Origin of the sequence: Urinicoccus massiliensis, assembly GCF_900120405.1 — a bacterium.
In the GTDB taxonomy this organism is placed as follows: domain Bacteria; phylum Bacillota; class Clostridia; order Tissierellales; family Peptoniphilaceae; genus Urinicoccus; species Urinicoccus massiliensis.
Window position 1 is genome coordinate 30,221 of sequence record NZ_LT635492.1, and the last position, 24,925, is coordinate 55,145.

The following is a 24,925-nucleotide window of genomic DNA, read 5'->3' on the forward strand; positions in this document are numbered from 1 at the left end:
TAGATAAATTAAAATCTATCGTCTTTTTTATTGTTAAAAAGAGAAGGAGGATGAAATGCAAGTAAATGATTTTAAGAATATACAAGAAGCAATAAAGTATGAAGTTTTACAAGATGAAAAAGAATATTTAAAGCTCTTAAAGGTTATAGGCAATAATCAGAAATATGATTTTTCAAGCCAACTAAGTATATATAATAAGGAACCTGAAGCTAGAGCTTGTGCGACATTTGATATGTGGAAGAAATATTTTGGTCGAGTTGTTATGAGGGGTCAAAAGGGTATTCCAATTTTAGTTGGAAGTGATGTAAACAAAAAAGTTTCATACATTTTTGATATTAGTCAGACTACATCAATGGATAGGAATATTAATGAGGTTGGCTTATGGCAGTTTGATCACGAAAACCATAACGAGGCTTTAAAGGAAATAATAAGAGATTTTTCATTTGAAGATAGTGATTCACTCAATGAAAATATATTTTCTTTAAGTCGAATTTATGGAGATGAATACATTAATTTGGCTCTTGCTGATTTGAGAATAGATATAGAGGATAGACTTAGTTTTGAAAAATTTATGAGAGACTCAATATCCTATGCGGTAGCTAATAGGTTTAATACATTCTATCCTATGGATATGGAAAATTTAAAAAATAATTTTTCTAGGATTAATACAATTTCTTTAGAACAGATAGGTCTTGTAATATCAAGGATTAGTGAAGATATTATAGATAGCACAATAGAAAAATCTAAGGAAATGGATCGTACTAGGCTGCTGACAGAAAGGGCCGGTGGCGACTATAATAGAGATATAGAAAATATAAATGAAGATAGAGGAGGTCAAAATGATTTATATAGACGAGATGATAGGTCAAGAAGTAGAGATGGACGAGTTTTCACAGATGGAAGCGACAGAGGAAATAGCGATGAAGATCGAAGAGAAAACCTTGGACATGATGGAGAAGGATCTGGAATTTATGGAGAGATATCCGAATCCGACATACGCAGTTCTAAGACTGTCTTACCTAGTAGGGAGCGAGGACATGGAGAACTGGAAGAAACTTCAGGAAATGTACGAGGAGAAAACACTTTTGAACCATCTGAAAGAAATTCAGAATCAGGCAGTGGACTTTATCAAGAGAGAGAAAGTCAAGATGATGAAAGCACAAGGATTGACAGAGAAGATGATGAGGGAGAATCCAGAAGAATACCAAGGACAGATGAACAACTTGATAACAACAGTGAAGAGAATAGCAATCAAGGAATACGTGGAAGTGTAGAAAAGGAAATAAGCCAAGAAAAGGAAGCTGATGAAGCTTCTTTTTTTGATGGCAAAAATACTGAAAAAAGAAAAGATTACTGGATTGTAGAATTTAATGAAAACCACGAATTAGTTCCCGATTTTAGTGGGCAGATAGTAACTAAAGATTTAATTAATGTCCTAAGACAAAAGGATATTGATGTTAAAGACCATAATCAAACTCTTGGAGAAAATGAATTTGGAGAAATGACTGATGATTATATCGGATATTTCAAATTCTATTTTGACCACTATTTAGACGGCGAAGTTGTCGAACACTATAGGATTGACCTTGGTGATGGTGAAGAAGTAAATGAGCGTGAATTTTCATATTTAGAAGAACAAGTTGCAATAAGCGAGGAAAAATCTTTACAAGAAGAAGTTAAGGAAAAGATAGAGCCTAAATTTAAGATAGGTGATCAGGTTAGATATAAAGATAAGGACTTTACCATTACAGACTTTGATGAACTAAGTGGAGGACTTAAAACTGTCACTATCAGAGATAATATGGAATATATGGGAGGTATGATTAGGGGTTCGGAAGTAATTCCATATAGAAACGATTCATACCTTGAAGAAATCTTTGAAAATCTAAGTCAAACATCAGAAAAACTAGCAGTAAAAGTTGGTAAGGAATTTATTTTAGAAGATGAGAATACCTTTGATGGAATTAACTTAATTGAAACTGGAACTAAGGTAGAAGTTAATGGAGAAGAATTTCCCTTATATAAGGGTGAAACATTTGAAGAAAGTAGCAAGATTGATGACCTTTTAGATAGTGGAAATTATGAGATATACAAATTATCTGAGCATGAAAATCAAATTGAAAGACAAGTAGAGCAAGAAAGCTTTATAGATAACCACAATTTTGAAATTGACCAAATGATGGATAGGTATAATGTCCCAAGACAAGCAGCCGAAAATTTATTGAGGGGAAAAGAAGATTTGAAGAATCTAGGCTATGAACCTAATAAGGAAAGACTAAGTTTTGCTAGAAATTATGATTTAAAAAATCATATCTACTCAGAATACCTAACACCATCAGAAAGGCTAGATAAAAATATAAAAGCTATTAAGATGCTCAAAAGACTTGAAAATGAAAATAGGAGTCCAAGAGAGTATGAACAAGCCTATCTTGCTGACTATCTAGGTTGGGGTGGTCTTGCCGATGTCTTTGATGAAGAAAAAGGAGGGCAATGGCTTGAAGCAAGAAATATTTTAAAAGAAAATTTAACAAATGATGAGTATTTGAATGCTAAAGAGTCTACCTTAACATCCTTTTATACACCTAGAGAGGTAATGGATGGAATATATAAGACTCTAACAGATATGGGTTTTAAGACTGGGAATATCCTTGAACCATCTGCAGGGGTCGGTAATTTTATTGGTAATATGCCAAGTGAAATACAAGGCTCTAAAGTATATGGAGTAGAAAAAGATAGTCTAAGCGGAAGAATAGCAAGAGAGCTTTATCCTGAAGCTAATATTCAAATTAAAGGTTTTGAAGAAACAAACTTCTCAAATAACTTTTTTGATTTAGTTATAGGAAATGTACCCTTTGGAGATTTTAAAGTTAACGATCGTGAATATAACAGAAATAATTTTCTGATTCACGATTATTTTTTTGCAAAGTCAATAGATAAGGTTAGGAATGGAGGAATTATTGCCTTCATAACATCATCTGGAACTATGGATAAAAAAGATGAATCTGTTAGAAAATATATTAATGCAAGATGTGAGTTTTTAGGAGCTATGAGGCTACCTAATACAACATTTAAAGGACTTGCTGGTACAGAAGTTACTTCAGATATTATTTTCTTAAAGAAGAGAGATTCAGTTATAGAAAGAGATGACGATTGGATTCATCTAGCAATTGATAAAAAGGGTTTAACCTATAATAAATACTTTGTAGATAATCCTCAAATGGTACTAGGGGATATGAAAGAAGTATCTGGAAGATTTGGCAATACTATTACTTGTGATGAAAGAGAAGACGTAAATTTAAAAGATTTAATGGATCTTGCAAGTAAGGAAATATCTTCAAATTCAAAATATGAAGAGGTCGAACTATTGGAAGATGAAGAATTAAGTCTTCCAGCAACAGATGATGTTAAGAATTTTTCCTATACCATTATTGATGAAGAGGTCTACCTAAGAGAAAACTCAGTCTTAATTAAGCAGAATATATCAGATAAAAATAAAGAAAAAATAAAAGATTATCTTGATGTAATGAATGCTTTAAAAGATGTAATAGAAAAGCAAAAGGAAGATTTTTCAGACGAAGAAATAAAAGAATCACAAGCAAAGTTAAATGAAGTCTATGATAACTTTTCAAAGAAACATGGCTTTATTAACTCCTTATCAAACACTAGAGCCTTAAAGGAAGACTCAAACTTTCCTTTGGTATCATCAATAGAAATACTTGATGATGAGGATAATTTCAAAGCTAAGAGTGATATATTCTCAAAAAGAACAATCACAAAGGCAAAAGTAGTAGACCATGTAGACACTTCCCTTGAAGCTTTAGTCTTATCAGTTTCACAAAAAGGATATGTAGATTTTGAATATATGGAATCTATCACAAGTAAAGATAGGAACACCTTAATTGGTGAGCTTGAGGGCGAGATATTTTTAGATATTAAGGATACAGACCTAATAAATAACAGAATGCCCTTTGAGAACTTTGACAATGACGATTCATTTCATTTTTCATATGTATCGGCTGATGAATATTTAAGTGGTAATATCAGAGAAAAGATTGGCTACCTCAATTCATATATCGGAGAAATTGAAAATGTAATAGATTTAGCACCTTCTGAAAAGAAAGATACACTATTAAACGAGTTAGGCAAACTCAAATATCAAAGAGAAAAATTACAAGAAGTTATGCCTGAAGAACTTACTGCTTCTGATATAAATGTAAGGTTAGGAGCAACCTGGATACCTCAAAAAGATATAGAAGACTTTACTTTTAACCTTTTAAAAACACCAGGTTATGATAGGTGGAATATAAATGTTAGGTTCTCGCCACACTCAAGTGAATGGAATATTGAGGGTAAAAGTGTTGACTCGACTAATGACCTTGCTAACATGACTTATGGTACAAGTAGAGTAAATGCCTATAAGCTAATTGAAAATGCTCTTAATCTAAAAGATACAAAAGTATTTGACCAAATAATAAATGATGATGGGTCTAAGACTTCTGTATTAAACAAAAAAGAAACTATGCTAGCAAGTCAAAAGCAAGAGCTGATTAAAGAAGAATTTAAGAATTGGATATTTGAAGATCCTGATAGAAGATATAGGCTAGAAAAGATTTATAATGAAAAATTCAATTCAATTAGAAATAGAGAATTTGATGGTTCTAACTTAACTTTTGATGGAATGAATACTGAAATTAGACTTCGAGAACATCAAAAAAATGCAATAGCTAGGACTCTTTATGGTGGAAATACACTACTTGCCCATGTAGTAGGAGCAGGAAAAACTTTTGAAATGGTAGCTTCTGCTATGGAATCTAAAAAGTTAGGACTTGCAAGTAAGTCATTATTTGTAGTTCCTAACCATCTAACCACTCAAATTGGTAGAGAGTTTATGCAGTTATATCCGTCAGCAAATATTATGGTGGCAGATAAAAAAGACTTTCAACCAAAAAATAGGAAAAGATTTATTGGTAGGATTGCAACAGGAGAATATGACGCAGTTATCATAGGACACTCTCAATTTGAAAAAATACCGATGTCTAAGGAATACCAGGTAAGGCATATACAAGACCAAATAGATGATATAGTTTCCTTTATCGATGAGAACAAAAGAAATAGAGGAGAAAATTTCACAGTAAAACAACTAGAAAAGACAAAGAAAAAACTCATGGTAAGACTGGAAAAACTAAATGATGACTTTAAAAAGGATGATGTAATAACTTTTGAAGAGCTGGGAGTAGATAAGTTATTTATAGACGAAGCTCATAATTACAAAAACTTATTCTTGCATACAAAGATGAGAAATGTTGCGGGTATCGGTCAGAGTGAAGCCTTTAAGTCTTCAGATATGTATATGAAATGTAGGTATATGGACGAAATGACAGATGGCAAGGGAGTTGTTTTTGCTACTGGTACACCAATATCAAATTCAATGACAGAGCTTTATACCATGCAAAGATACCTTCAGTATGACGATTTAAAGGCAAGAGGATTAGAACATTTTGACGCTTGGGCTTCTACTTTTGGAGAAACAGAAAATACCTTTGAATTATCTCCAGAAGGCACTGGTTATAGGCAAAAGACAAGATTTTCAAAGTTTTATAACTTGCCAGAGTTGATGTCTATGTTTAAAGAAGTAGCAGATATAAAGACTTCAGATATGTTAAATTTGCCAGTACCAGAAGCAAACTTCGAAGTTATTAAAACAAAACCTACTGAGGAACAAAAAGAAATATTAGAAGCTATTTCAGAAAGAGCTGACGCAGTTAGAAATAACCAAGTAGAGCCAACAGAAGATAATATGCTAAAGATTACAAATGATGGTAAAAAACTTGCCCTTGACCAGAGATTAATAAATCCACTACTTCCAGATGATCCTAATTCAAAGGTTAATGTATGCGTTAAAAATATCTTTTCTATCTGGGATAAGACAAAAGAAAAATCATCGACTCAATTAGTGTTTTCAGATATGTCTACACCAAAAGGAGATGGAGAATTTAATATCTATGATGATATTAGAAATAAGCTAGTGAATATGGGAATACCTAAAGAAGAAATAGCCTTTATCCACGAAGCAGATACAGACAAACAAAAAGATGAATTGTTCTCTAAAGTAAGAAGAGGAGAAGTAAGAGTCTTATTAGGATCGACTCAAAAAATGGGAGCAGGTACAAATGTACAAAATAAACTAATAGCCTTACACGATTTAGACGTCCCATGGAGACCGTCTGACCTAGAGCAAAGAAGTGGTAGAATTGTTCGTCAAGGTAATGAAAATGATAAGGTAAATATCTTTAGATATGTCACAGAAAATACCTTTGATGCTTATTTGTGGCAGACGATAGAGAATAAGCAAAAATTCATTTCTCAAATTATGACTTCAAAAACTCCAGTAAGAGTTGCAGAAGATGTTGATGAAGCAAGCCTATCTTATTCAGAAATTAAGGCTTTAGCTACTGGCAATCCTCTGATTAAAGAAAAGATGGACTTAGATAACGAAGTTACAAAACTAAAAATGCTTGAAGCAAACTACAAGTCTAATAAATACAAGCTCGAAGATAAGGTAAATAAAATTTATCCCCAAAGTATTTTAAAAACTGAAATGGAAATACAAGCAGTTAAAGAAGATATTGCAAGTGTTGAGAAATTAGGAGAAGGAGATAACAAATTTACTTCAATTAGTCTTGGAGAAAATATAATTTTAGATAAGAAAGAAGCTGGAGAGAAGCTATTAGAAGAAATAAAAAAGGTAAAGATAAATGATAGCAAGGTTATTGGTAAATATAGAAATTTAGATTTACAAGTTTCATATAACTTTATGACTAATACTCACGCCTTTAAACTTCTAGGAAAAGCAGAATACTTTGGAGAGTTTTCAAACTCTACTGATGGTAATATAACAAGGCTTGATAATGCAATTGAAAAAATGCCTGCAAGACTTGAAAGGTTGAATCAAAACCTTGAAAACTATAAAGAATCTTTAGAAAATGCCAAAGTAGAATTAACTAAACCATTTGAAAAAGCAGATGAGTTAAGGGATAAGACACTAAGACTAGCTGAGATTAATAAACTTTTAGATATGGGAGAAGTAGAAGAATTAGAAAACCAATCACCATTATTAGAAGATTTAAAGAGGGCGATAGTTGATTATTCTAACTATGAGTTTTCAGAATCTAATAGCTATGAAGATTTTGACAAACTATACCCTGATTTAAGCCATATAGGACTTGCCTATACAGAAACACCAGATGGTAAGCACTCTATTCAATATGAGGTAAATTTGGAAGAAAAAACATGGACTCAGTATGTAGATAATGTAGCTATTAGAACAGAATCTTTTGTAGAAGAAGATATATCTAGCTCACAAGCTCTTAAAGATATGACTGAAGCCATAAAGATGTCAAGTTTTGATGATCTGGTATCAGTAGATGAAGAAGATTTAAAACAAGCACTAGGACTAGAAATAGATGATGATGGAAACTTCTATGATCCACTGGCAAAAGATCTTGATAATGATGGAATACCAGATAGGTATGACAATGATTTTAAAGATAGTGATTACTTTGAATCAACCTATGATGTAGAGGATAATCTTCACGCAAGGGAAGAGAAGCCATCGATATTGGGACAAATATCGAAATTCAAATCAGAAGAAGAAAAAGATAAAAATCAAGAAAAAAGTGAAAAAGGACAAGAAAGATAGAGGAGGGCGAAAGGCTCTCCTTATTTAGTACAAGGAGGAAAATATGGAATACAAAGATATTAGAGAAAACTTAGAAGAAATGATGAATGATAACTACAAGGACTTTATAAAAGCACTTGTGAGCATAGAAAAAGGTGTTACTGATGAAAAGGCACTTGAAGAAGTCTATGTTTTATTTATGATCAAAGACACAACAGGTCTATTAAATGATGACTTTGACTATATGATTGATGATATGAAAGAACAAGGTAAGATTGTTGAAAATACCAATGAACTTGAAGAAAAAGACGACCTCATAAATCTCGTTGGTAATATAGTTGGAAAAGTAGAAAATCTTGAAAGAGAAAATGCTAATGGAGAAAAGTTTAAAGTAAGTAATTTTACTCTTGTTTCAAAAGATGATAATGGTAATAAAGTTTATACCAATTGTTCAGCCTATGGAGATAAGACAAAAGATTTAGAGAACCTAAAACAAGGAGATTTCGTTAAAATCTTTGGACAAGTAAAAACAAGCATTGATAACAACGGAAAGGAACATAAAAATGTTCGTATTTTCTCTTCTAAGCTCTTAAAAGCAAAAGAGCAAGTAAAGAGTCAATACAAGGATAGAAAGTCAATATTAGGGCAAATAAAAAGCTTTAAGACAGATGACAAAGCTAAGTCAAATAAGAAAGACCATAGCAAAGGTACAGAGAGATAAATATCGGCAGTCTTCGGACTGCCTTTATTTTTTTGTCATATGTAAATAGATTGTATAATGGTGCTATATGTGGAGATTGTAGTATTGATGTATAGATAATAAGATAACAGATTATAAAAGTGGGATTGCACTCAGTAAAATTGAAACAGTCTTAACTGAGAAAAATATTGGATATGACGGAGACTTATAAATCGCTCTTATTCCAGAACTTTTAGAACTAATGTTTTGACGGAAAAATCGGATTCTACAAAGTTCTAAATGAGTCTTAAAATTCTGCCTCAAATAATTGAATTATGGGGACTAAACATAAAGTCAGAAGAATTCCCTAAAAAAGCAAGACTAACAGAAAGACCAACTACTACACCATTGCTTCTATTAAGGACAGTGGAGCTTGGTCTTTCTATATCTGACTGATCCCTACTAACAATTGGACTTGTAAATGATATGTTCACAGAAAAGAATAATGATGAATACAAATATAAGGAATTGGCTACACAAGAAGACTTTGATAAGTTTTAAGTCATTACGAATGATATTGACAAACTATAATTATTGTTTTATAATAATAATCAAAGATAATTATCGTTTTACAATAATGCAATGGGGAGGATTATCATGAGAAAAAGATTTTTAATAATGGCTATTTTTATTGTTTTTTCTATAGTTTTAACTTCTTGTAGTCCAAATACTACAACAGAACAAACAAGTAATAAAAAAGAAGAAAAGATTGAAATATTTGATTCTAACAATAAAAAAATTGTTGAAACAGAAGAACAAGAAGTTTTAGACTACTTTGGCAATTTAACAGGAATGAGCGTAGCAAATATTAATGATAAAAACTTCGACGATTATTTTAAAGAAATACCAGATGATGCAATAGAGTCTTACCACTTCTTATTAACCAGCAAGAGAGAGGATAAAAAAGCTACAAAGATAGATTTCTATATTTATGAAAATTATCCATATATTACAATGGAGGGAATGCCCTTGCTGCCTTCTTCATTAACCTGGGAACTTTCTAAAGAAGATTTAAATTATTTGAAGGATAGAGTACAAGAATGGAAAGATGTAGATGATAATAGATAAACGAAAGTGTTGAGGAGAAGTTATGAAGAGTTTTATTTTTAAAATAGCGATTATATTATCTAAGGGTTTAAGATATATTTCATATTTAGGAGCAGGTTTTACCTTACTTGGAAGTGTATTAACTCTGATTTTTAAAGATGATGTAATACAAGTAGTTGAATCTCATCAATTTAATCTACAAGAGGTTTCACTTCCTTTTATTATTTATTCATGCCTGAGTGCTCTTATGATATTCGTTGTAGTTGGTTTCTCATTGGATAAATTCGAGAAGATTTTAGTGAATTTAGAGAATAAAGATTATTTTTCAGACTTAAATTCAAAATATTCGAGAGATATATTAATAGCACTTATAGTTCTGACGATTTGTCAAATTATTTCTAAGCTAGTTTTCAATTATCTTAAAGTGGACAATATTAGCAGTGTTTTTAATTTAACTATTAAGGATTATTTAACGAATATAATTTTGATGGTTATAGTATTTTCATCAATGATTATATTTGATACAGGAAAATCCTTAAAAGAAGATTCGGAAAGTATAATTTGAAAATGAAAGACCAAATAATTATAAATCTAGATCAAGTGTTAAAAAAGAAAAATATGACATCGAAAGAGCTTGCAGCAAGGATAGGGATAACCGAAGCAAATTTATCAATATTAAAAACTGGAAAAGCCAAAGGTATAAGGTTTAACACTTTAGCGAGCATCTGTAAGGAGCTTGATTGTCAACCAGGTGATTTACTTGAGTATGATAATGAAGAATATCAACAGTAAAATTAATGTATAAAGTATAATGACAGTGTATTGACTACGCACAAATTTAGTTATATAATAAGGTCAAAGGAGATGGGGAAATGGCTACAACAAATTTGAATATACGAACAGATAAAGAAATAAAAGAAGCTGCCGAAAAAATCTACTCCAGTCTAGGCTTAAATATGACTACTGCCATTAACATGTTTTTAAGGGCGAGTATTAGAGAAAGTGGCATTCCTTTTGATTTAAAACTTAATGTTCCAAGTGATGAAACTATAAAAGCGATTGAAGAAGGAAGAATGATAGCTAAAGATACGAATGTGAAATCCTATGACAATATGGATGACTTGAGGAAAGCCCTTGAAGTATAAGATAAGTTTACAAGTAAATTTAAAAAAGACCTAAAGCAAGCTAAAAAGCATAGGAAAAGATAATAAGGAATACACAAGTCTATAAGTATACTCTGCCAAATTATTAAAAGCTAAAGAGCATACTAAAGCAAAAATATCAACAATAGAGAAATTTAAGACTAAAGGGGATATGAAAGTGGATGAAAAGAAGAAAAATGATAAAAGCATAGAAAGGTAAAAGATTATAGGGGGCAGGTTTTTGTCTGTTTACTGTATTGTATGATGGGGCAAGTTCCAATACTGGGGTGAAAGTCCCTAAACAGCGTATTTGTCGACGAATTCCATAGCAATCCTGAAATTTCACATGGAGATATGTGGAAGAGAGGAACGACCTGACTTGATGAACATGAATATGATATTAAGGTTGGTTAGATATGTAGATTACAGTATACTAACAGTAGCAAACAGTGTAGTGGCAAACAGAGTAATGGTTTTAGTAACCAAATGTATAGAAAAGAAGTTAGGATTAAAATAAATGCAACAAAATTCAAAGTTATTAAACCAACCAAGCTAAAATGTTTTGGATTTGAAGTCTGAAAAAGAAAAGACGATTAGAAGGCTAGAACAGACGAAAACTTTTTAAAAGATATAGTATATGTGATGACAGCAAAGACAATCTATTATCAATATAGTAGATATAGATATTGAAATGAGATAAAGAATAATGGTGTACTTATTTATAAGTAGACATTTATAAACAACGAAAGAAATGTATATTAAATCAAAAATTATAGATTTAAGAAATTTAGAAAGATAGATTTAATTCATTAAAAGGATGTTGTATTGTTCTTCTTGATTCTTTTACTTAAAAAATTTCTTTATTTTTTTAAAGTTGTTTTGACAAAAGTGATAGATTTAAAATGGAGGAAATTTAGTTATGAATTACTCAGTATTAGTAGTAGAAGATGATGAAAGTATTTTAGATTTAATAGAGATATATCTAGAAAATGAAAATTATATTATAAAAAAGGCAACATGTTCAGAGGAAGCAATTAGATATATTAAGGAAGAAGAATTTGATTTAGCGATTTTAGATATTATGTTACCTGATAAAGATGGATATTATTTATGCAAAAAGATTAGAGAGTCTTTTAATTATCCAATTATTATGCTTACATCAAAAGATGATGAGTCAAGTAAAATTAAGGGCTTAACCTTTGGAGCGGATGATTATGTAACTAAACCATTTTTACCTGGAGAGTTAGTTGCTAGAGTAAAGGCTCAATTAAGAAGATACAATAATTATAATTTAAAAACTAAAGAAGGTACAGGAAATATTTTAACTTATCAAAATGTGGATTTAAATATCAAATCAAGAGAAGTTTTAGTTGATGGACAGGAAATTGATTTAACTCCTATTGAATTTATTATTTTAAAATCATTACTAGAGAAAAAATCTGAAGTACTAGGATCCGAAGATTTATTCTATAAAATATATCCGGATGAATATTATATAAAAAACAATACGGTTTCAGTTCATATTAGGCATATTAGAGAAAAATTAGGAGAAAAAAATAATATAATAACAACTGTATGGGGAGTTGGGTATAAAATTGGATAAAGATCAATATTTTAAAGATATACTAAAAAAAATAGTAATAAAAATTATGGTATTTTTATTTATTCTAATGAGTTGTATGCTTGCAATAGATAGCAATATTTTTAGATTTAATAATGAAATACACGAATTTTTTGTTAATAGATTGGATCTGATTTTTTTTGTTATTTTATTATTGGGGTTATTAATTATTATAATAAAAGAATTTTCAAAATTAGAGAAAGATTATATTGACTTATGCAAAAAAATAGACGATTTGGATGAGAATATTGTTAGTTTCCCGACTCCTTATAAAACTTTAGAAGATTCCATAAATAGATTAAAATTTAAACAAAAAGAGATAGAATATACGCTTAAAAAAAGAGAAAATGAAGATAATGATTTAATCACCTACTTAGCACATGACTTAAGAACTCCTTTGACATCTATCATTGGATATTTATCAATGCTCGATGAAATGAAAGACTTGCCTAATAAGCAAAGAGAGAAATATATTAGACAATTATTAGAAACAGCATTAGGATTAGAAGATCTTATAAACCAATTTTTTGAAATTGCTAGATTAAATAATGGTGAATTTAGTATTCATAAAGAAAAAATTGATTTAGAATATTTTTTAATACAATTAAGAGATGAGCTTTATCCTATGATGAAAGAGAATAATCATAAGATAAATATCTCAAGTGAAGGCTCAATATTTGTAAATGTCGATCCAAATAAAATGAAAAGAGCCTTAGAGAATATTTTAAAAAATGCAATCTTATATTCTTATGCAAATACAGAGATAAAAGTTAAAATATATCAAACGTATAAGTGTGTAATATTAAAAATTATTAACAAGACCGATACACTAGAAGAAGCGCAGATAAGAAATATGTTTAACAAATTTACTAGATTAAATCTAGCAAGAAATTCAAAAAAAGTGGGATCTGGCTTAGGTTTACCTATCGCAAAAGAAATTATTGAATTACATGAGGGTAAGATAGAGGTAGAAAGTTCTAATAATGAAGTTATTGTCATTGTAAGATTAAAAAATAAATGAGGATTACACCTTAATTATGTATAAAACTACATAATTAAGGTGTTTTTTTATTTTTTAAAAATTAATGAAATCTTAAGAATTAATCAATAGAATATTAAAACACTTTTTTATTGTATCAATTAAAATAAAATCATAGAGGAGTAAAATTTTTATCACTAACATGAAGATGTATTTTTTACTTTTTAATAAGGAAGCATAAAAGATAAGGGAGGTAGTTTAGTGGAATTAGAGATTAAAAACGTAAGTAAGAAATTTAAAGATAAATTAGCGGTTGATAATGCATCAGCTACGTTATGTCCAGGTGTTTGGGGACTCTTAGGTGCAAATGGTGCTGGGAAAACAACTTTAATAAAAATGATCACTGGAATTAGTACACCGAGTCAAGGCGAAATTTTATATAATGGGGAAAGAATCAACAAATTAGGAGAAGAATATAGGAATTTGTTAGGGTTTTTACCTCAAGAATTTATTTGTGCTCCAGAGTTTACTGTAAATTCATTTTTACAATATGTAGCTGCTTTAAAAGGTATAGACAAGAGCAAAACAGAAGAAATGATTGATAAACTCCTAGAAGTATTAAACTTATCTGATGTCAAGTACAAAAAAGTAGTAAAGCTTTCAGGAGGAATGAGAAGGAGAGTAGGAATATGTCAAGCTATTTTAAATGATCCTAAAATATTAATTTTAGATGAACCAACAGCAGGACTTGATCCTGGTGAGAGAATAAAATTAAGAAATTTTATCACGGAAATATCAAAAAATAAAATAGTTTTGCTTTCGACTCATATAGTCTCTGATATTGAATATATATCAACATCAAATTTAATTATGAAAGATGGTAAATTTGTATATTCTGGAACAACTGATGAACTGATATCTAAAATTAAGAATAAGGTATACGAAGCATCTATATCAAATAGAGAATACGCAGAAAAAGAAACACAATTGAATGTTGTTAATGTAAAACAACAAGATGATGGAAACGTACTCATTAGATACATATCAGATAAAGATGATGTTTTAAATAATTCTAAATTAACAAAAGCTCATCTAGAAGACTTCTATTTATGGGTCTTTCCAGAAGATAGAAGTTTTAAGGTGAATTAAAATGAAAATTTACTTAAATGAGATAAAGAGGATTTTATCAATAAGATCAAATCAAATTATAATATTGTTTTCATTACTACTTGCTATATTGCTTTCCATAGCTCCAATTAATTTTACAAAAATTACCTATGGAGAAGGAGATCAAGTAAAAAATTTAAAAGGAAAAGAAGCAATAGAATATATTAAAAAAGCTAAAGAGCCTTATTCAGGAAAGATAACAGAAGATTTAATTTATAATGGCACAAAAAAATATAGAGAAATACTAAGAGAATATAATGTTACTGATAGGTCTGAATTAAAACCTGAAATTAATACAAAGAAGCTTATGCCTATAGAACATATAAGTAAGAAAGTAAATGAAGTATTCACTGATTCTCAAAGTAATAACCTTCCTCCAGTTTTAAGCATAGATATCAATGATACCAAATATTTTTACAATAAAGTATTTGATTATCTAAATAAAGTAATTGAAAATGAATATCCTAATAAAGCTCAGAATCAAATTATAGAAAAATCTGAAAAAGCACTGAGTAAAATAAAGACTCCATATGAATATTATGGATATTATAGTACAGATGCAAATGATTATAGAGGATTTTATAATACGATAATTATAATTTTAATGGTTGTAGTAGCAGCTCCAATATTCTCGTCAGATAGTGAGAATGATTTAGATTATATATTTAAAACAACTAAATATGGCAGAAGAAAGTTTGCCATCTATAAAATCCTGGCAGTACTTACGATTTCAACAGTAATTTTACTTTTAGGAAACTTCATACAAGGCTCTATATTAGACTATGCTTTTGGAACAGAGTATAAAAAGACTTCTGTTCAGATGATGTTTAGTGCTTTAAGTTTGCATAATTGGAACTTTGGACAGTTTAATAAATATATGCTTATTTGTAATAGTATCATATTGATTTCAACCATTCTTGCTACACTAATTATTTCTGTATTAAGTAAAAGAAAAGTTGAATCCATAATGAAATCAATTTTATTAGCAGTATTTCCAACAATAATTTCTCCTATTGGTATGATTAGTGCTATAAACTATATTTTTCCATCTTCAGGAGTAGGACTACTCAATTCATTACAAAATCAAATAGCTGATTTTAATTTTGTAAATGTTTTTGGAAATTGGATGAGTTCATCAAGTCTTATAATGATATCAGCTGTAATATATATTATTATTTTACCAAGTTTAGTAGTAATGATGTATTCAAAAATTGGAGGTAATTATGGACTTAATAACCCTAGAAGCAGAAAAATATAATAATAAAGAAAACATTACCTTAAACATGGTAATCGAAGGACCTGATTATGAGGATAAGTATGATAAGATACAAGTTTATTTAAATGAATGCGATTGGTTGCCTAAGAATATAAACATATTAACATCTTCCATAGATTATGGACCACATGAAAGCATATATACAAGACCACAATCTTATGAAGAAAGAATGATTTTAAAAGATTATTATGATCCAATTTTATCGTGGGATGAAAAAAATAAAATAAGGAGAATATAGAACTGGTAACAGAGTTCGCGCTTTAAAAACTCTTAGAGCATCATATTAATGATGAATCATAGAGGCTCACACTATATAGAAATTTTAGTCTATATTTTGTGGGCTTCTATATTAATTATAAATAATAAGACTAGTTTGCTTTGTCAAAGCTGTAGGGGAGGTATAGATTATGAACATATATTTACAGGAACTAAAAAGATTTTTATCTAAAAAATCAGTAAGAGTTTTTTTGGTCGTGGGTTTATTTTTTACTTTTTTGATATCATTTATTACTTATAGAAGTGTACAATATGATGATATAAGTTCTGGTGATACAATTACCTATTTTGGAAAAGAGGCTATAGATCATTTTAATGAGGATAATAAAGCCTCTGAAGGTTATTTGACAGAAGAAAAAATAACTAAAGTAGTAAAATCTTATAAAGAAATATTAAATAATGAAAATGTAAACAGTAGAGAAAACTTATCAGAGGATGCTAAAAAAAATATATCGAAATTTGATCCTATATTAAGAGTAATAACATACCCATATACAATTACAACATCTGGAAGTTTACTTGATGTAAACGAACTTGATACAGAAAAAGATTTAAATTTTTATCAAAGTTGTTATGATGCATTGGAAAGGGACATAAAACAGAAATATGACAATGACAAGATAACAGAATTTGCTCTAGAAAAATATAAAGAGGTAAATAAACCATTTTATTATGGAGGATATTTTAGTGAAGATATACTATTTTTCGTAAATATTTTTATAACGGTATTATCACTAATTTGTATATTGATTTCATCACAATGCATTGTTGAAGATAAAGAAAATTACCTAGATTCAATTTTTAGAACAACTAGAAATGGAAGAAATAAATATATTTGCAGCAAGATACTTGCCTTAGCAAGTATTATATCGCTTTATTTGATATTAAATATATCTATTTATTATGGAACTATTAAATATCTTTATACTAATGGTTTAGATTCATCTTTTCAAATGTTACTATTTAATCAACTGTCAATATCTAATTTAACTATAGGTAAAGTTATATTAAGTGTATTTTTGTTAAGTATATTATTTACTATTGCAAGTTCAATGATGTCAATATTTGTCGCTATAAATTCAAAAGTTTCTATGGTTTCATCAGCCATATCGAGTGTTTTATTTTTTATTGGTTCTATAATAAATGTTGGGGTCCCCCTAGACTCCAACATTTATTTTTTGCTATAAAAAATGCACTTATCTCTTTTTTCCTTTACAATAAAGTTACCACAACAAAATGAAAGGGTGAGATAAGTGCAAAACTATACTAACACAAATCTATTGAATTTAAAAGGTGTCTCTATTGACGAGGTGGTCTCTTTTGATGATCACATTGATGTAAAACTCCATTCTTTATACAAGGAGGGACTTTGTCCTGTTTGTGGTCATAAGACCTCTCGCATCCATGATTATCGTCTGCAAAGGATCCAACACACGCCTATTGGCTTGCGGAAGGTCTTTCTTTTTCTTCGGAAGAAGCGCTTTGTTTGTCCTCATTGTCAGAAGCGCTTTTATGAGTCTTTGGATTTCTTAGCTCCTTATTCTAGACGGACTAAGGATCTCCACTTCTTTATCCAAGACCAATTAAAACAGGTCCGGTCTTTATCTTCTATTGCCAAGGACTTGGGTTTATCTTCCTCTTGTCTCACAAGCTATCTAAAGTTGGCTCCAAGGAGGCGGCCAAATCTTCCTCGGGTCTTAAGTATGGATGAGTTTAAGGGAAATGCTGGTGGGGATAAATACCAATGTATTTTAGTGGATCCAATCCATCACCAGGTACTGGATATTTTACCCTCTCGACGAAAGAAGGCTTTAATGGACTACTTTTCTTCTTTTCCCAAGGAAGAACGAAGAAGGGTGAAGTATGTGGTTATGGATATGAGTCATCTTTTCTACGCCGTCTTAAAGGAATTCTTCCCTCAGGCAACCTTCATTGCGGATAAGTTTCATTTTGCCAGACAAGTCTTTTGGGCCTTAGAGAATGTCCGCAAGACACGACAAAAGACAAGGGATGCAAAGTATCGTCTCTACTTTAAACGGTCCAAGTCCATCCTACGGAAAAAAGGCAGTCGGCTAAGCCCCGAAGAAAAAGAAAAGCTGGAACTAATGCTTTGGCAAGACAAGGAAATCAAAGAAGCTTATTTCTTAAAAGAACGCTTTTATGACGTCTTAGATGCCTCCAGCAAAGAAGAAGCAAGACAGGCCTTAGACAAGTGGATCTGGACAGCCAAAGAAAGTGAATTAAAGGAATTTAAAGCCAGTATTCGGGCCTATGAAAACTGGAAAGAAGAAATCCTAAACGCCTTTTCCACAGGCATCACCAATGGACAAACAGAAGGCTTTAACAACAAAATCAAAGTGATTAAACGGGTTTCCTATGGGTATCGGAATTTTGAGAACTTTAAGAGTCGCATTTTAATGGTCTTTCGGGCATAAAGAAGGGGCGAGAATGAATCTCACCCCAACATTTGACAAAGAGCCTTTTTATTCCATCATTATTGTATGGAAAAAAATTGTTTAAATCAATATTTTATTTTTTGCCGTCTTTGGGATTAGGTACTGCAGAAAATAGCTTAATTGAACAGTATCAAAAATTTGAATTTGTTAAGTTGCCAGGTAAAATTTTATGGATTCCAAAGTTTCTAGTAATAATGGCTTTAATTAATATTGCTCTGTATTTATTGCTAAGTATAAAATCATATAACAAAATAGAGCAATAAATATTTTAATGGGAAGTAGAGGATAAATATATGGGTAAGGATAAAATAAATCATCTTGAATGTATAAAAATAGCATTCAAGATGATTTATGAAGTAGATAAAAATTCTTTTGCGATTACTATAATATTGTCAATTGTAAGTGGTGTTTTTCCGTTTTTAGTTCTTAAATTAGGACAAACAATAATTAATATAATTCAAATTCATTCCACTAGATTTGATAATATTATAATACTTATACTTATATATTTATCTTTACAATTTATATCTGTAATAGTAGATAATATTAAAAACTACTATTTACAAAGGTTAAGTAATGAAGTTACTTATTCTTCTATGAGGAAAGTAATGGGAAAATGTGCTGATTTGCCTTTAAAAAAACTTGAAGATAATAAAACTTACGATATTTTGAACAGAATAGAGCAAGATGCTACATTAATGTAATATCGTTATCTAATATAAGCTTTTCTTATGATGATAATAGTTTAGCTCTGCAAGACATTTCTTTAAAGATAAAAAAAGGAGAATCCATTGCAATAATTGGGGAAAATGGTTCAGGAAAAAGTACACTTCTAAAAATTTTAGCTGGATTATATAGTCCAGATTCAGGTGTGTTTTTAATTAATGGGATGAAATTTGATGATATTGAAATAGAATCTTATAGAATACAGATTAGTTCATTATTTCAAGATTATTTGAAATATGAGGGGACAATAAAAGAGAATATTATATTAGGGCAAATTGATAGAAATGAAGACGACTTTTCGATTCTAACAGCATTAAATAGTGCTGATGCAAAATTTTTAAAAAATGATGGTAAATATAATATTAATAAAGTAGTAGGTAATTGGTTTGAAAATGGGCAGGAACTTTCAGGCGGACAATGGCAAAAAATTGCAATAGCACGAACTATGTATAGAAAATCAAGTCTATTGTTATTTGATGAGCCAAGCTCGTCATTAGACATAATTTCTGAAAAAATCATATTTGATAATATTTTAAATAATTTGAATGATAAGATTATTATATATATCACCCATAGGATAAGATGTGCGATGAATTCTGATAGAATTATTGTGATGGATAATGGAAAAATAGTAGGTGATGGGAGTCACGATGATTTAATTGAAAACTGTAATAGATATAAGTTAATGTATAATAAGGAATTTAAGTGACTTTAATAGATTGAAGGGGAATTAATTATGAAATTGAAAAATCAATATATTTCAGTTGGGATGAAAGTGCTAACTGTATACTATATAATTTGGTTAATCTTTATTGTAGTATTTAAAATGACATTTTCAATCAATAATTTATTGATTGAGCGACAAATAAATTTACTACCATTTTATTATGACAATACAGTTAATATTAAAGTTATTTTTGATGAGATGGTATCAAATATACTCATTTTTTTACCTTTGGGAATTATGATTAGATCTATTTTATTTCGTAAAAACAATTTAAAAAGTATTCTTTTTGTATTTTTCTTTAGTTTAGCTATAGAGTTTTTACAGTACGCATTGTCAATTGGAGTATTTGATATAACTGATATAATTAATAATACATTAGGTGGTGTATTGGGCGTGGGAATATATAATTTAGCTTTAAAAAAATTTAAATCTAAGTTTAAAGTAGATAAATTTATTTTTTGGATAGCTTTTATTAGTGCTATTTTTATAAGTTTAGTATTAATTGTTTTTTTAAAATATAATGGTATTTAAAAAATTTAGTCAAGTCCATAATATTGTACTAGTTTAATTTACACAATATTATGGACTTGACTCTTAAATTCTTATACTTAACAATAAATATTATAATACCCTTTAATGCAAATACACAGAGTTATCGTTTACTCTTTCATAGCTTTTTATCTCTCCACTTCCTTCCCATAATAATTTTCATAGTTTTTCCTATACTGAACAAGGTCATAAAATTGTTCTTTATTCAAAGAATACTCTTGCATAAGGGTGTTCTTTTTTTCTTGCAATTTATCGAGCTTTGATAGTATTTCTTTTGTATTTGGTAGTTTTTTATAGCTTTCTAAGATTCCTTTAGCGGCTATTTTGTAGACGGAAAGTTCACTATAATATTCTTCTGCAAATTGCTTATCCTCAGGATTTTTCTTGTGGTATTTGTAGATTTCACGATACTTATTTATAGTATTTATATTTTCCATATCTTGAGATAAACTCTTCATCTCAGTTTCAATTTTCTTTATTTTATCTAACAAGTCTTGTCTATCATCAGCAGATTTTTTGATTAGATCATCGAGTTGAGTGATTGAATTAATTCCTTGTTCTCTAAGTTTAATTATTGAATCAGCCATTGTTTTGATATTATGTTTTCTTGCCCAAACTTCGTAACCTTTAGATGATTGAGCTTTTTTATTAGTAGATATATCAATGACATTTCCTACTCTTTTTTTAATAGGATTAGCTTTGTTTTTTATAGCTAAATCTATTCTTTCTTTAATTTTTTCCTCAGTATAATCTTCTCCGATAGTCTTTGCTCTTGTAAATCTTTGCTTATCTTTATGACGAAAAGCAATATGTTTACCAAACTTAATTTCATAATCAAGAGACTTCATATTTTCTAAAAACTCTTCCAAAGATTTAGATTTATTAATCATTCTATCTATATCAAATTGTAGTTTAGATTTCCAAGAATTTCCTTTCTTGTTTTGGTCATATTCGTACCAAGATTTACCAGCAGTTTTATATTTTCTTTTGTAAGCTTCATAGTATTCATCAATGACTGAAAGCTTATTTTCTTTACATAACTCGTCACTTTGATACCTAATTTTGTGGTAAGATTTTTTGTTAGATTGGTAGCATTTACCAGTCTTGTAATTAACATTATTGAAAATAACATGGTTATGGATATGCCCTCTATCTATATGAGTTGCAAGCACAAATTCATAATCTTCTTTTAAAATTTTCTTACATAATTCCATTCCTATCTCGTGAGCTTTTATAGGATCAACCTCCCCTGGTAGAAAAGATTGGATTAAATGTCTAGCCAAAACTGTACCCTTAGTATCATTATCTTCTCGTGTTTTCATAAATTGAATGTGGGCAGTAGATGGATGACATTTGAATGAAGTTACTAAGATTTTTTCATCAGTTTTTTCACTCTTAGTTATATAATCTATTGCCAAATTTAGAGTTGATTTTATAGGATGTATTTTTGTAATTGCCATACTAATCACCAGAACTTTCTTTTGATTTATTAAGAAGTAGGGAATGAATCTGCCATATTTCTCTTGATAATTTTTCTATCTGTTTATTCATCGATTCAATTTCATTCTTGTAAATTACACCAGTTGTATTAGTAGCTTTTGCAATCTGGTTTATGTTATTTGTTGCATTCGAAAGTAGCCATTGTAGGTTTCTAAATGGTTCTAAATCTACTACATAAATCTCTTTTTCTAATACGCATTTTCTAAGAAAGTGGGACATAGTTTTACAATTAGCAAGTTTCATTTTCTTTTCAAAGATTTCTTTCTCTTCATCTGTTAAATATATTTTTAGTTGATTATTTCTTTTTCTATTATCCATAGTATATCTCCTTATCATAAATTATTGGGGTCTTAGGGTTCTCCCTAACAAGGTAAAATTGATAAAAAAAGAAGCAGTCCATAAAGGTTCTGCTTCATCAATTTTTCGTAAGTGGGTACTCACTTACTGTGCTTGCTATTAAAGTTATAAGCGTTAAGCGTATATTTAATTATTAATAATTATATCATACTTAAGTATGATTTTCTACTGTTCGTATTGACAAAAAGAAGATGAGTATATATAATGATAACTAAGTTATCATGGTTAGGTTTTGTAGTAGGAAGAAGGTGAATGAGTGTTGAGTTTAAGTGGGTATGATGCTACTCATAGCAAAATTTTAGAAAGTGGTATAAAAAACTTTTTAAAAGATGGTTATGAGAAATCTAACTTAAGAAAGATTTGCAAAGAAGCTGGGGTAACTACAGGAGCTTTTTACCGTCATTTTGATGATAAGGAAAATTTGTTTACAAATTTGGTAGAACCTTTTGCAAGTCAGATTCTTGATATTTATAAAAATTATGAAGACAAAAGTCTTAAAACTTATGAATCTGATGAAGAGTTAAGTAAAAATAAGTTATTAGAAATACTGAAAATGAAAGAAGAAGCATCTGTAAAGTCCGTATCTTTCTTTTATGATAATAAAGATATTTTTGAGCTTTTGATTTTTTCTTCATATGGTACAAAATACGAGAACTTTATTGATGAAATTATAGGATTTGAAGATGAAAATCATAAAAAAATTTTAAATCTAATTTATAAGAATGGATATAGGAGCGTTATTACTGATGAGGGACTACATCTTATAAACCATGCTTACATTTATGCACTATCAGAATTAGTAGTACATTCTAATAGTAAGGAAGAAGCAGTTCATAATGCAAAGATTATAGCGGGATTTTTTAATGATGGTTGGAAAAAGATTAGGGGATTATAATCCTTAATTTTTTTAAAAATATGATAACTAAGTTATCTTTTTATGGAGGTGGAAATTTTGAAAAAAAGAAAATCAATTAAAAAAACTAATGAAATTGGCGAACAATCATAGGTCAAGTTTAAATCTGTCAGTGCTACTCGCAAGTCTTGGAGTTATTTTTGGAATACTTCCCTTTATAAGTGGAGGAAAAATTGCTGAAGGACTTATATCAAATGATACTGATAAAAATTACTATATCTTATGGTGTTTAACTGGACTACTAGGTTATGCTTTAAAAACTTTATTATATGCATGGTCTCTATCTATTTCCCACAAGGCTACTTTTTCTATACTTGCTGATATTAGGATAAAAATGATAGAGAAACTTCCTAAACTTTCTCTTGGAACAATAAGCGAAACTCCAAGTGGAGCTTTTAAGCAAAAAATAGTTGATCAGGTAGAAAGTATGGAGAGTCCACTTGCTCACATGTTCCCTGAAATGACAGCAAATTTACTAGGTCCTGTTTTTGTATTTTTATATCTTTTGTTTGTAGACTGGAGAATGGGACTCTTATCCCTCGTATCATTTCCAATAGGTATGTTTTTTATGGCAAGTGTTTTTAAATCTTATGGAGATAATTTTGCTGGTGCGATGAAAATCGGAGGAGAAATGAATTCTTCTCTTGTAGAATACGTAAATGGGTTAGAAGTGATAAGGTCATATAATCAGACGGATAAAACTTATAAAAAAATCACCGACAAAGTTTATGCTAATGCTAAATATTATTATGACTGGATGACAAAAACTCAATTTGGAATGTCAATGTCAAAAGCAATCACCCCAACTACTCTTCTAGCTATACTTCCATTGGGATATATCTTTTATAAGAATGGATCTTTATCCTTAACAGGATATCTACTTTCCATAATTTTATCCTTTTCCTTACAAGGATTACTAAATACTATGATGAGATTTACAACTATAGGAGCTCAAGTAGGCACTTTAGTAGAAAATGTGGAGTCTGTTCTTAATGCGACTGAGCAAATTCACAGTGAAGAAAAAATTGTTATTAAAAATCATGATATAGAGCTTAATAATGTGAGTTTCGAGTACGAAGATGGTCAAGAAATTTTATCAGATATTTCCTTACAAATAAAAGAAGGAACTAAAAATGCTTTTGTAGGTTTGTCAGGTGGTGGAAAATCTACTATTGCAAAATTAATTGCAGGATTTTGGGATGTAAAGAAGGGTGTGATTAAGATGGGCGATATTCCTTATGAAAACATTCCTTTAGAAGAACTTTATGATCAGGTTTCTTTTGTGTCCCAAGACAACTTTTTATTTGATGATACTATAAGGGAAAATATAAGAATGGGTGACCCTAAGGCGAGCGATAAAGAAGTTGAGGAGATATCAAAAAAAGCTGGCTGTCATGAATTTATATCTCATTTGGAAAATGCATATGAAACTAGGGTTGGAAAACAGGGAGAAAGTCTTTCTGGAGGCGAAAGGCAGCGAATCGTTATAGCTAGAGCAATGCTAAAAAACGCCCCTATAGTTATATTTGATGAAGCAACGGCCTATATGGATCCAGAAAATGAATATTTAATTCAAAATTCTTTAAATGAATTAATTAAAAATAAAACTGTAATCGTGATTGCACACAGATTATATACAATAAAAGATTCGGATAAGATTTTTGTAGTAAATAATGGAAAAATTGAAGACTCTGGTAAGCATGAAGATCTTCTAAATTCTTCAGAGACTTATAAGAAGCTTTGGAAAACAAGTATAGGAAAGGAGGATTAAT

Annotated in this window: 20 protein-coding genes; 18 read left to right on the forward strand and 2 right to left on the reverse strand. The window is 29.7% G+C overall.

Translation table 11 applies throughout. The features are described from left to right. Nucleotides 1–55: 55 nt before the first annotated feature. The 16 genes from BQ7400_RS00350 (at nucleotide 56) to BQ7400_RS00435 (ending at nucleotide 20,365) form a co-directional block, all read left to right on the forward strand. A complete protein-coding gene (locus BQ7400_RS00350; RefSeq protein ID WP_072469080.1) occupies nucleotides 56–7,699 on the forward strand; it encodes a helicase-related protein in 7,644 nt (2,547 codons plus the stop codon). Nucleotides 7,700–7,742: 43 nt separating this feature from the next. Then, nucleotides 7,743–8,399: a DNA-binding protein gene (locus BQ7400_RS00355; RefSeq protein ID WP_072469081.1), complete on the forward strand. Its 657-nt coding sequence runs from the start codon at nucleotides 7,743–7,745 to the stop codon at nucleotides 8,397–8,399. Nucleotides 8,400–9,014: 615 nt separating this feature from the next. Beyond that, nucleotides 9,015–9,485, forward strand: a complete 471-nt coding sequence (locus BQ7400_RS00365; protein WP_072469082.1) for a hypothetical protein — start codon at nucleotides 9,015–9,017, stop codon at nucleotides 9,483–9,485. A gap of 22 nt (nucleotides 9,486–9,507) precedes the next feature. Beyond that, nucleotides 9,508–10,029 (forward strand): DUF2975 domain-containing protein, encoded by a 522-nt coding sequence (locus BQ7400_RS00370; RefSeq protein ID WP_072469083.1) that lies wholly within the window; start codon nucleotides 9,508–9,510, stop codon nucleotides 10,027–10,029. Between the two features lie 2 nt (nucleotides 10,030–10,031). After that, nucleotides 10,032–10,256, forward strand: a complete 225-nt coding sequence (locus BQ7400_RS00375; RefSeq protein WP_004827275.1) for a helix-turn-helix domain-containing protein — start codon at nucleotides 10,032–10,034, stop codon at nucleotides 10,254–10,256. Nucleotides 10,257–10,336: 80 nt separating this feature from the next. Further along, nucleotides 10,337–10,609: a type II toxin-antitoxin system RelB/DinJ family antitoxin gene (locus BQ7400_RS00380; protein WP_004812197.1), complete on the forward strand. Its 273-nt coding sequence runs from the start codon at nucleotides 10,337–10,339 to the stop codon at nucleotides 10,607–10,609. A 916-nt stretch (nucleotides 10,610–11,525) separates the two neighbouring features. Next, the gene (locus BQ7400_RS00390; RefSeq protein WP_004816327.1) at nucleotides 11,526–12,209 is read left to right on the forward strand and encodes a response regulator transcription factor; all 684 of its coding nucleotides are present in this window, start codon (nucleotides 11,526–11,528) and stop codon (nucleotides 12,207–12,209) included. After that, nucleotides 12,202–13,248, forward strand: coding sequence for a sensor histidine kinase (locus BQ7400_RS00395; protein ID WP_072469623.1), 1,047 nt, complete (start codon nucleotides 12,202–12,204; stop codon nucleotides 13,246–13,248). The genes BQ7400_RS00390 and BQ7400_RS00395 overlap by 8 nt, the downstream gene beginning before the upstream one ends. A gap of 219 nt (nucleotides 13,249–13,467) precedes the next feature. Further along, nucleotides 13,468–14,355, forward strand: coding sequence for an ABC transporter ATP-binding protein (locus BQ7400_RS00400; RefSeq protein ID WP_012797171.1), 888 nt, complete (start codon nucleotides 13,468–13,470; stop codon nucleotides 14,353–14,355). 1 nt (nucleotide 14,356) lies between these two features. Continuing rightward, the gene (locus tag BQ7400_RS00405) at nucleotides 14,357–15,631 is read left to right on the forward strand and encodes an ABC transporter permease (protein ID WP_072469084.1); all 1,275 of its coding nucleotides are present in this window, start codon (nucleotides 14,357–14,359) and stop codon (nucleotides 15,629–15,631) included. Continuing rightward, on the forward strand, nucleotides 15,597–15,887 hold the full coding sequence (locus BQ7400_RS00410; RefSeq protein WP_004818854.1) for a hypothetical protein: 291 nt from the start codon (nucleotides 15,597–15,599) through the stop codon (nucleotides 15,885–15,887). Before BQ7400_RS00405 ends, BQ7400_RS00410 begins: the two co-directional genes overlap by 35 nt. Nucleotides 15,888–16,056: 169 nt before the next feature. Continuing rightward, on the forward strand, nucleotides 16,057–17,112 hold the full coding sequence (locus BQ7400_RS00415) for an ABC transporter permease (RefSeq protein ID WP_245759393.1): 1,056 nt from the start codon (nucleotides 16,057–16,059) through the stop codon (nucleotides 17,110–17,112). Between the two features lie 93 nt (nucleotides 17,113–17,205). After that, nucleotides 17,206–18,360 (forward strand): ISL3 family transposase, encoded by a 1,155-nt coding sequence (locus BQ7400_RS00420; RefSeq protein ID WP_180371930.1) that lies wholly within the window; start codon nucleotides 17,206–17,208, stop codon nucleotides 18,358–18,360. A gap of 314 nt (nucleotides 18,361–18,674) precedes the next feature. Then, entirely contained in the window at nucleotides 18,675–19,085 is a 411-nt protein-coding gene (locus tag BQ7400_RS10735; protein ID WP_236587200.1) for an ABC transporter transmembrane domain-containing protein, read from the forward strand. Nucleotides 19,086–19,180: 95 nt separating this feature from the next. After that, nucleotides 19,181–19,816, forward strand: a complete 636-nt coding sequence (locus BQ7400_RS10740; protein WP_245759410.1) for an ATP-binding cassette domain-containing protein — start codon at nucleotides 19,181–19,183, stop codon at nucleotides 19,814–19,816. Nucleotides 19,817–19,843: 27 nt separating this feature from the next. Next, nucleotides 19,844–20,365, forward strand: a complete 522-nt coding sequence (locus tag BQ7400_RS00435) for a VanZ family protein (RefSeq protein ID WP_004812176.1) — start codon at nucleotides 19,844–19,846, stop codon at nucleotides 20,363–20,365. Between the two features lie 146 nt (nucleotides 20,366–20,511). Here the strand turns inward: BQ7400_RS00435 and BQ7400_RS00440 are convergent, their stop codons facing one another. Together BQ7400_RS00440 and BQ7400_RS00445 are read right to left on the reverse strand one after the other, a co-directional pair. Continuing rightward, a complete protein-coding gene (locus BQ7400_RS00440) occupies nucleotides 20,512–21,843 on the reverse strand; it encodes a relaxase/mobilization nuclease domain-containing protein (RefSeq protein ID WP_072469087.1) in 1,332 nt (443 codons plus the stop codon). Nucleotide 21,844: 1 nt separating this feature from the next. Continuing rightward, a complete protein-coding gene (locus tag BQ7400_RS00445; RefSeq protein ID WP_000370325.1) occupies nucleotides 21,845–22,201 on the reverse strand; it encodes a plasmid mobilization protein in 357 nt (118 codons plus the stop codon). A 295-nt stretch (nucleotides 22,202–22,496) separates the two neighbouring features. On the opposite strand from BQ7400_RS00445, the gene BQ7400_RS00450 reads away from it, so the two are divergent. Beyond that, on the forward strand, nucleotides 22,497–23,135 hold the full coding sequence (locus tag BQ7400_RS00450; RefSeq protein WP_019118521.1) for a TetR/AcrR family transcriptional regulator: 639 nt from the start codon (nucleotides 22,497–22,499) through the stop codon (nucleotides 23,133–23,135). An 88-nt stretch (nucleotides 23,136–23,223) separates the two neighbouring features. After that, nucleotides 23,224–24,924 (forward strand): ABC transporter ATP-binding protein, encoded by a 1,701-nt coding sequence (locus BQ7400_RS00455; RefSeq protein ID WP_072469088.1) that lies wholly within the window; start codon nucleotides 23,224–23,226, stop codon nucleotides 24,922–24,924. Nucleotide 24,925 lies beyond the last annotated feature (1 nt).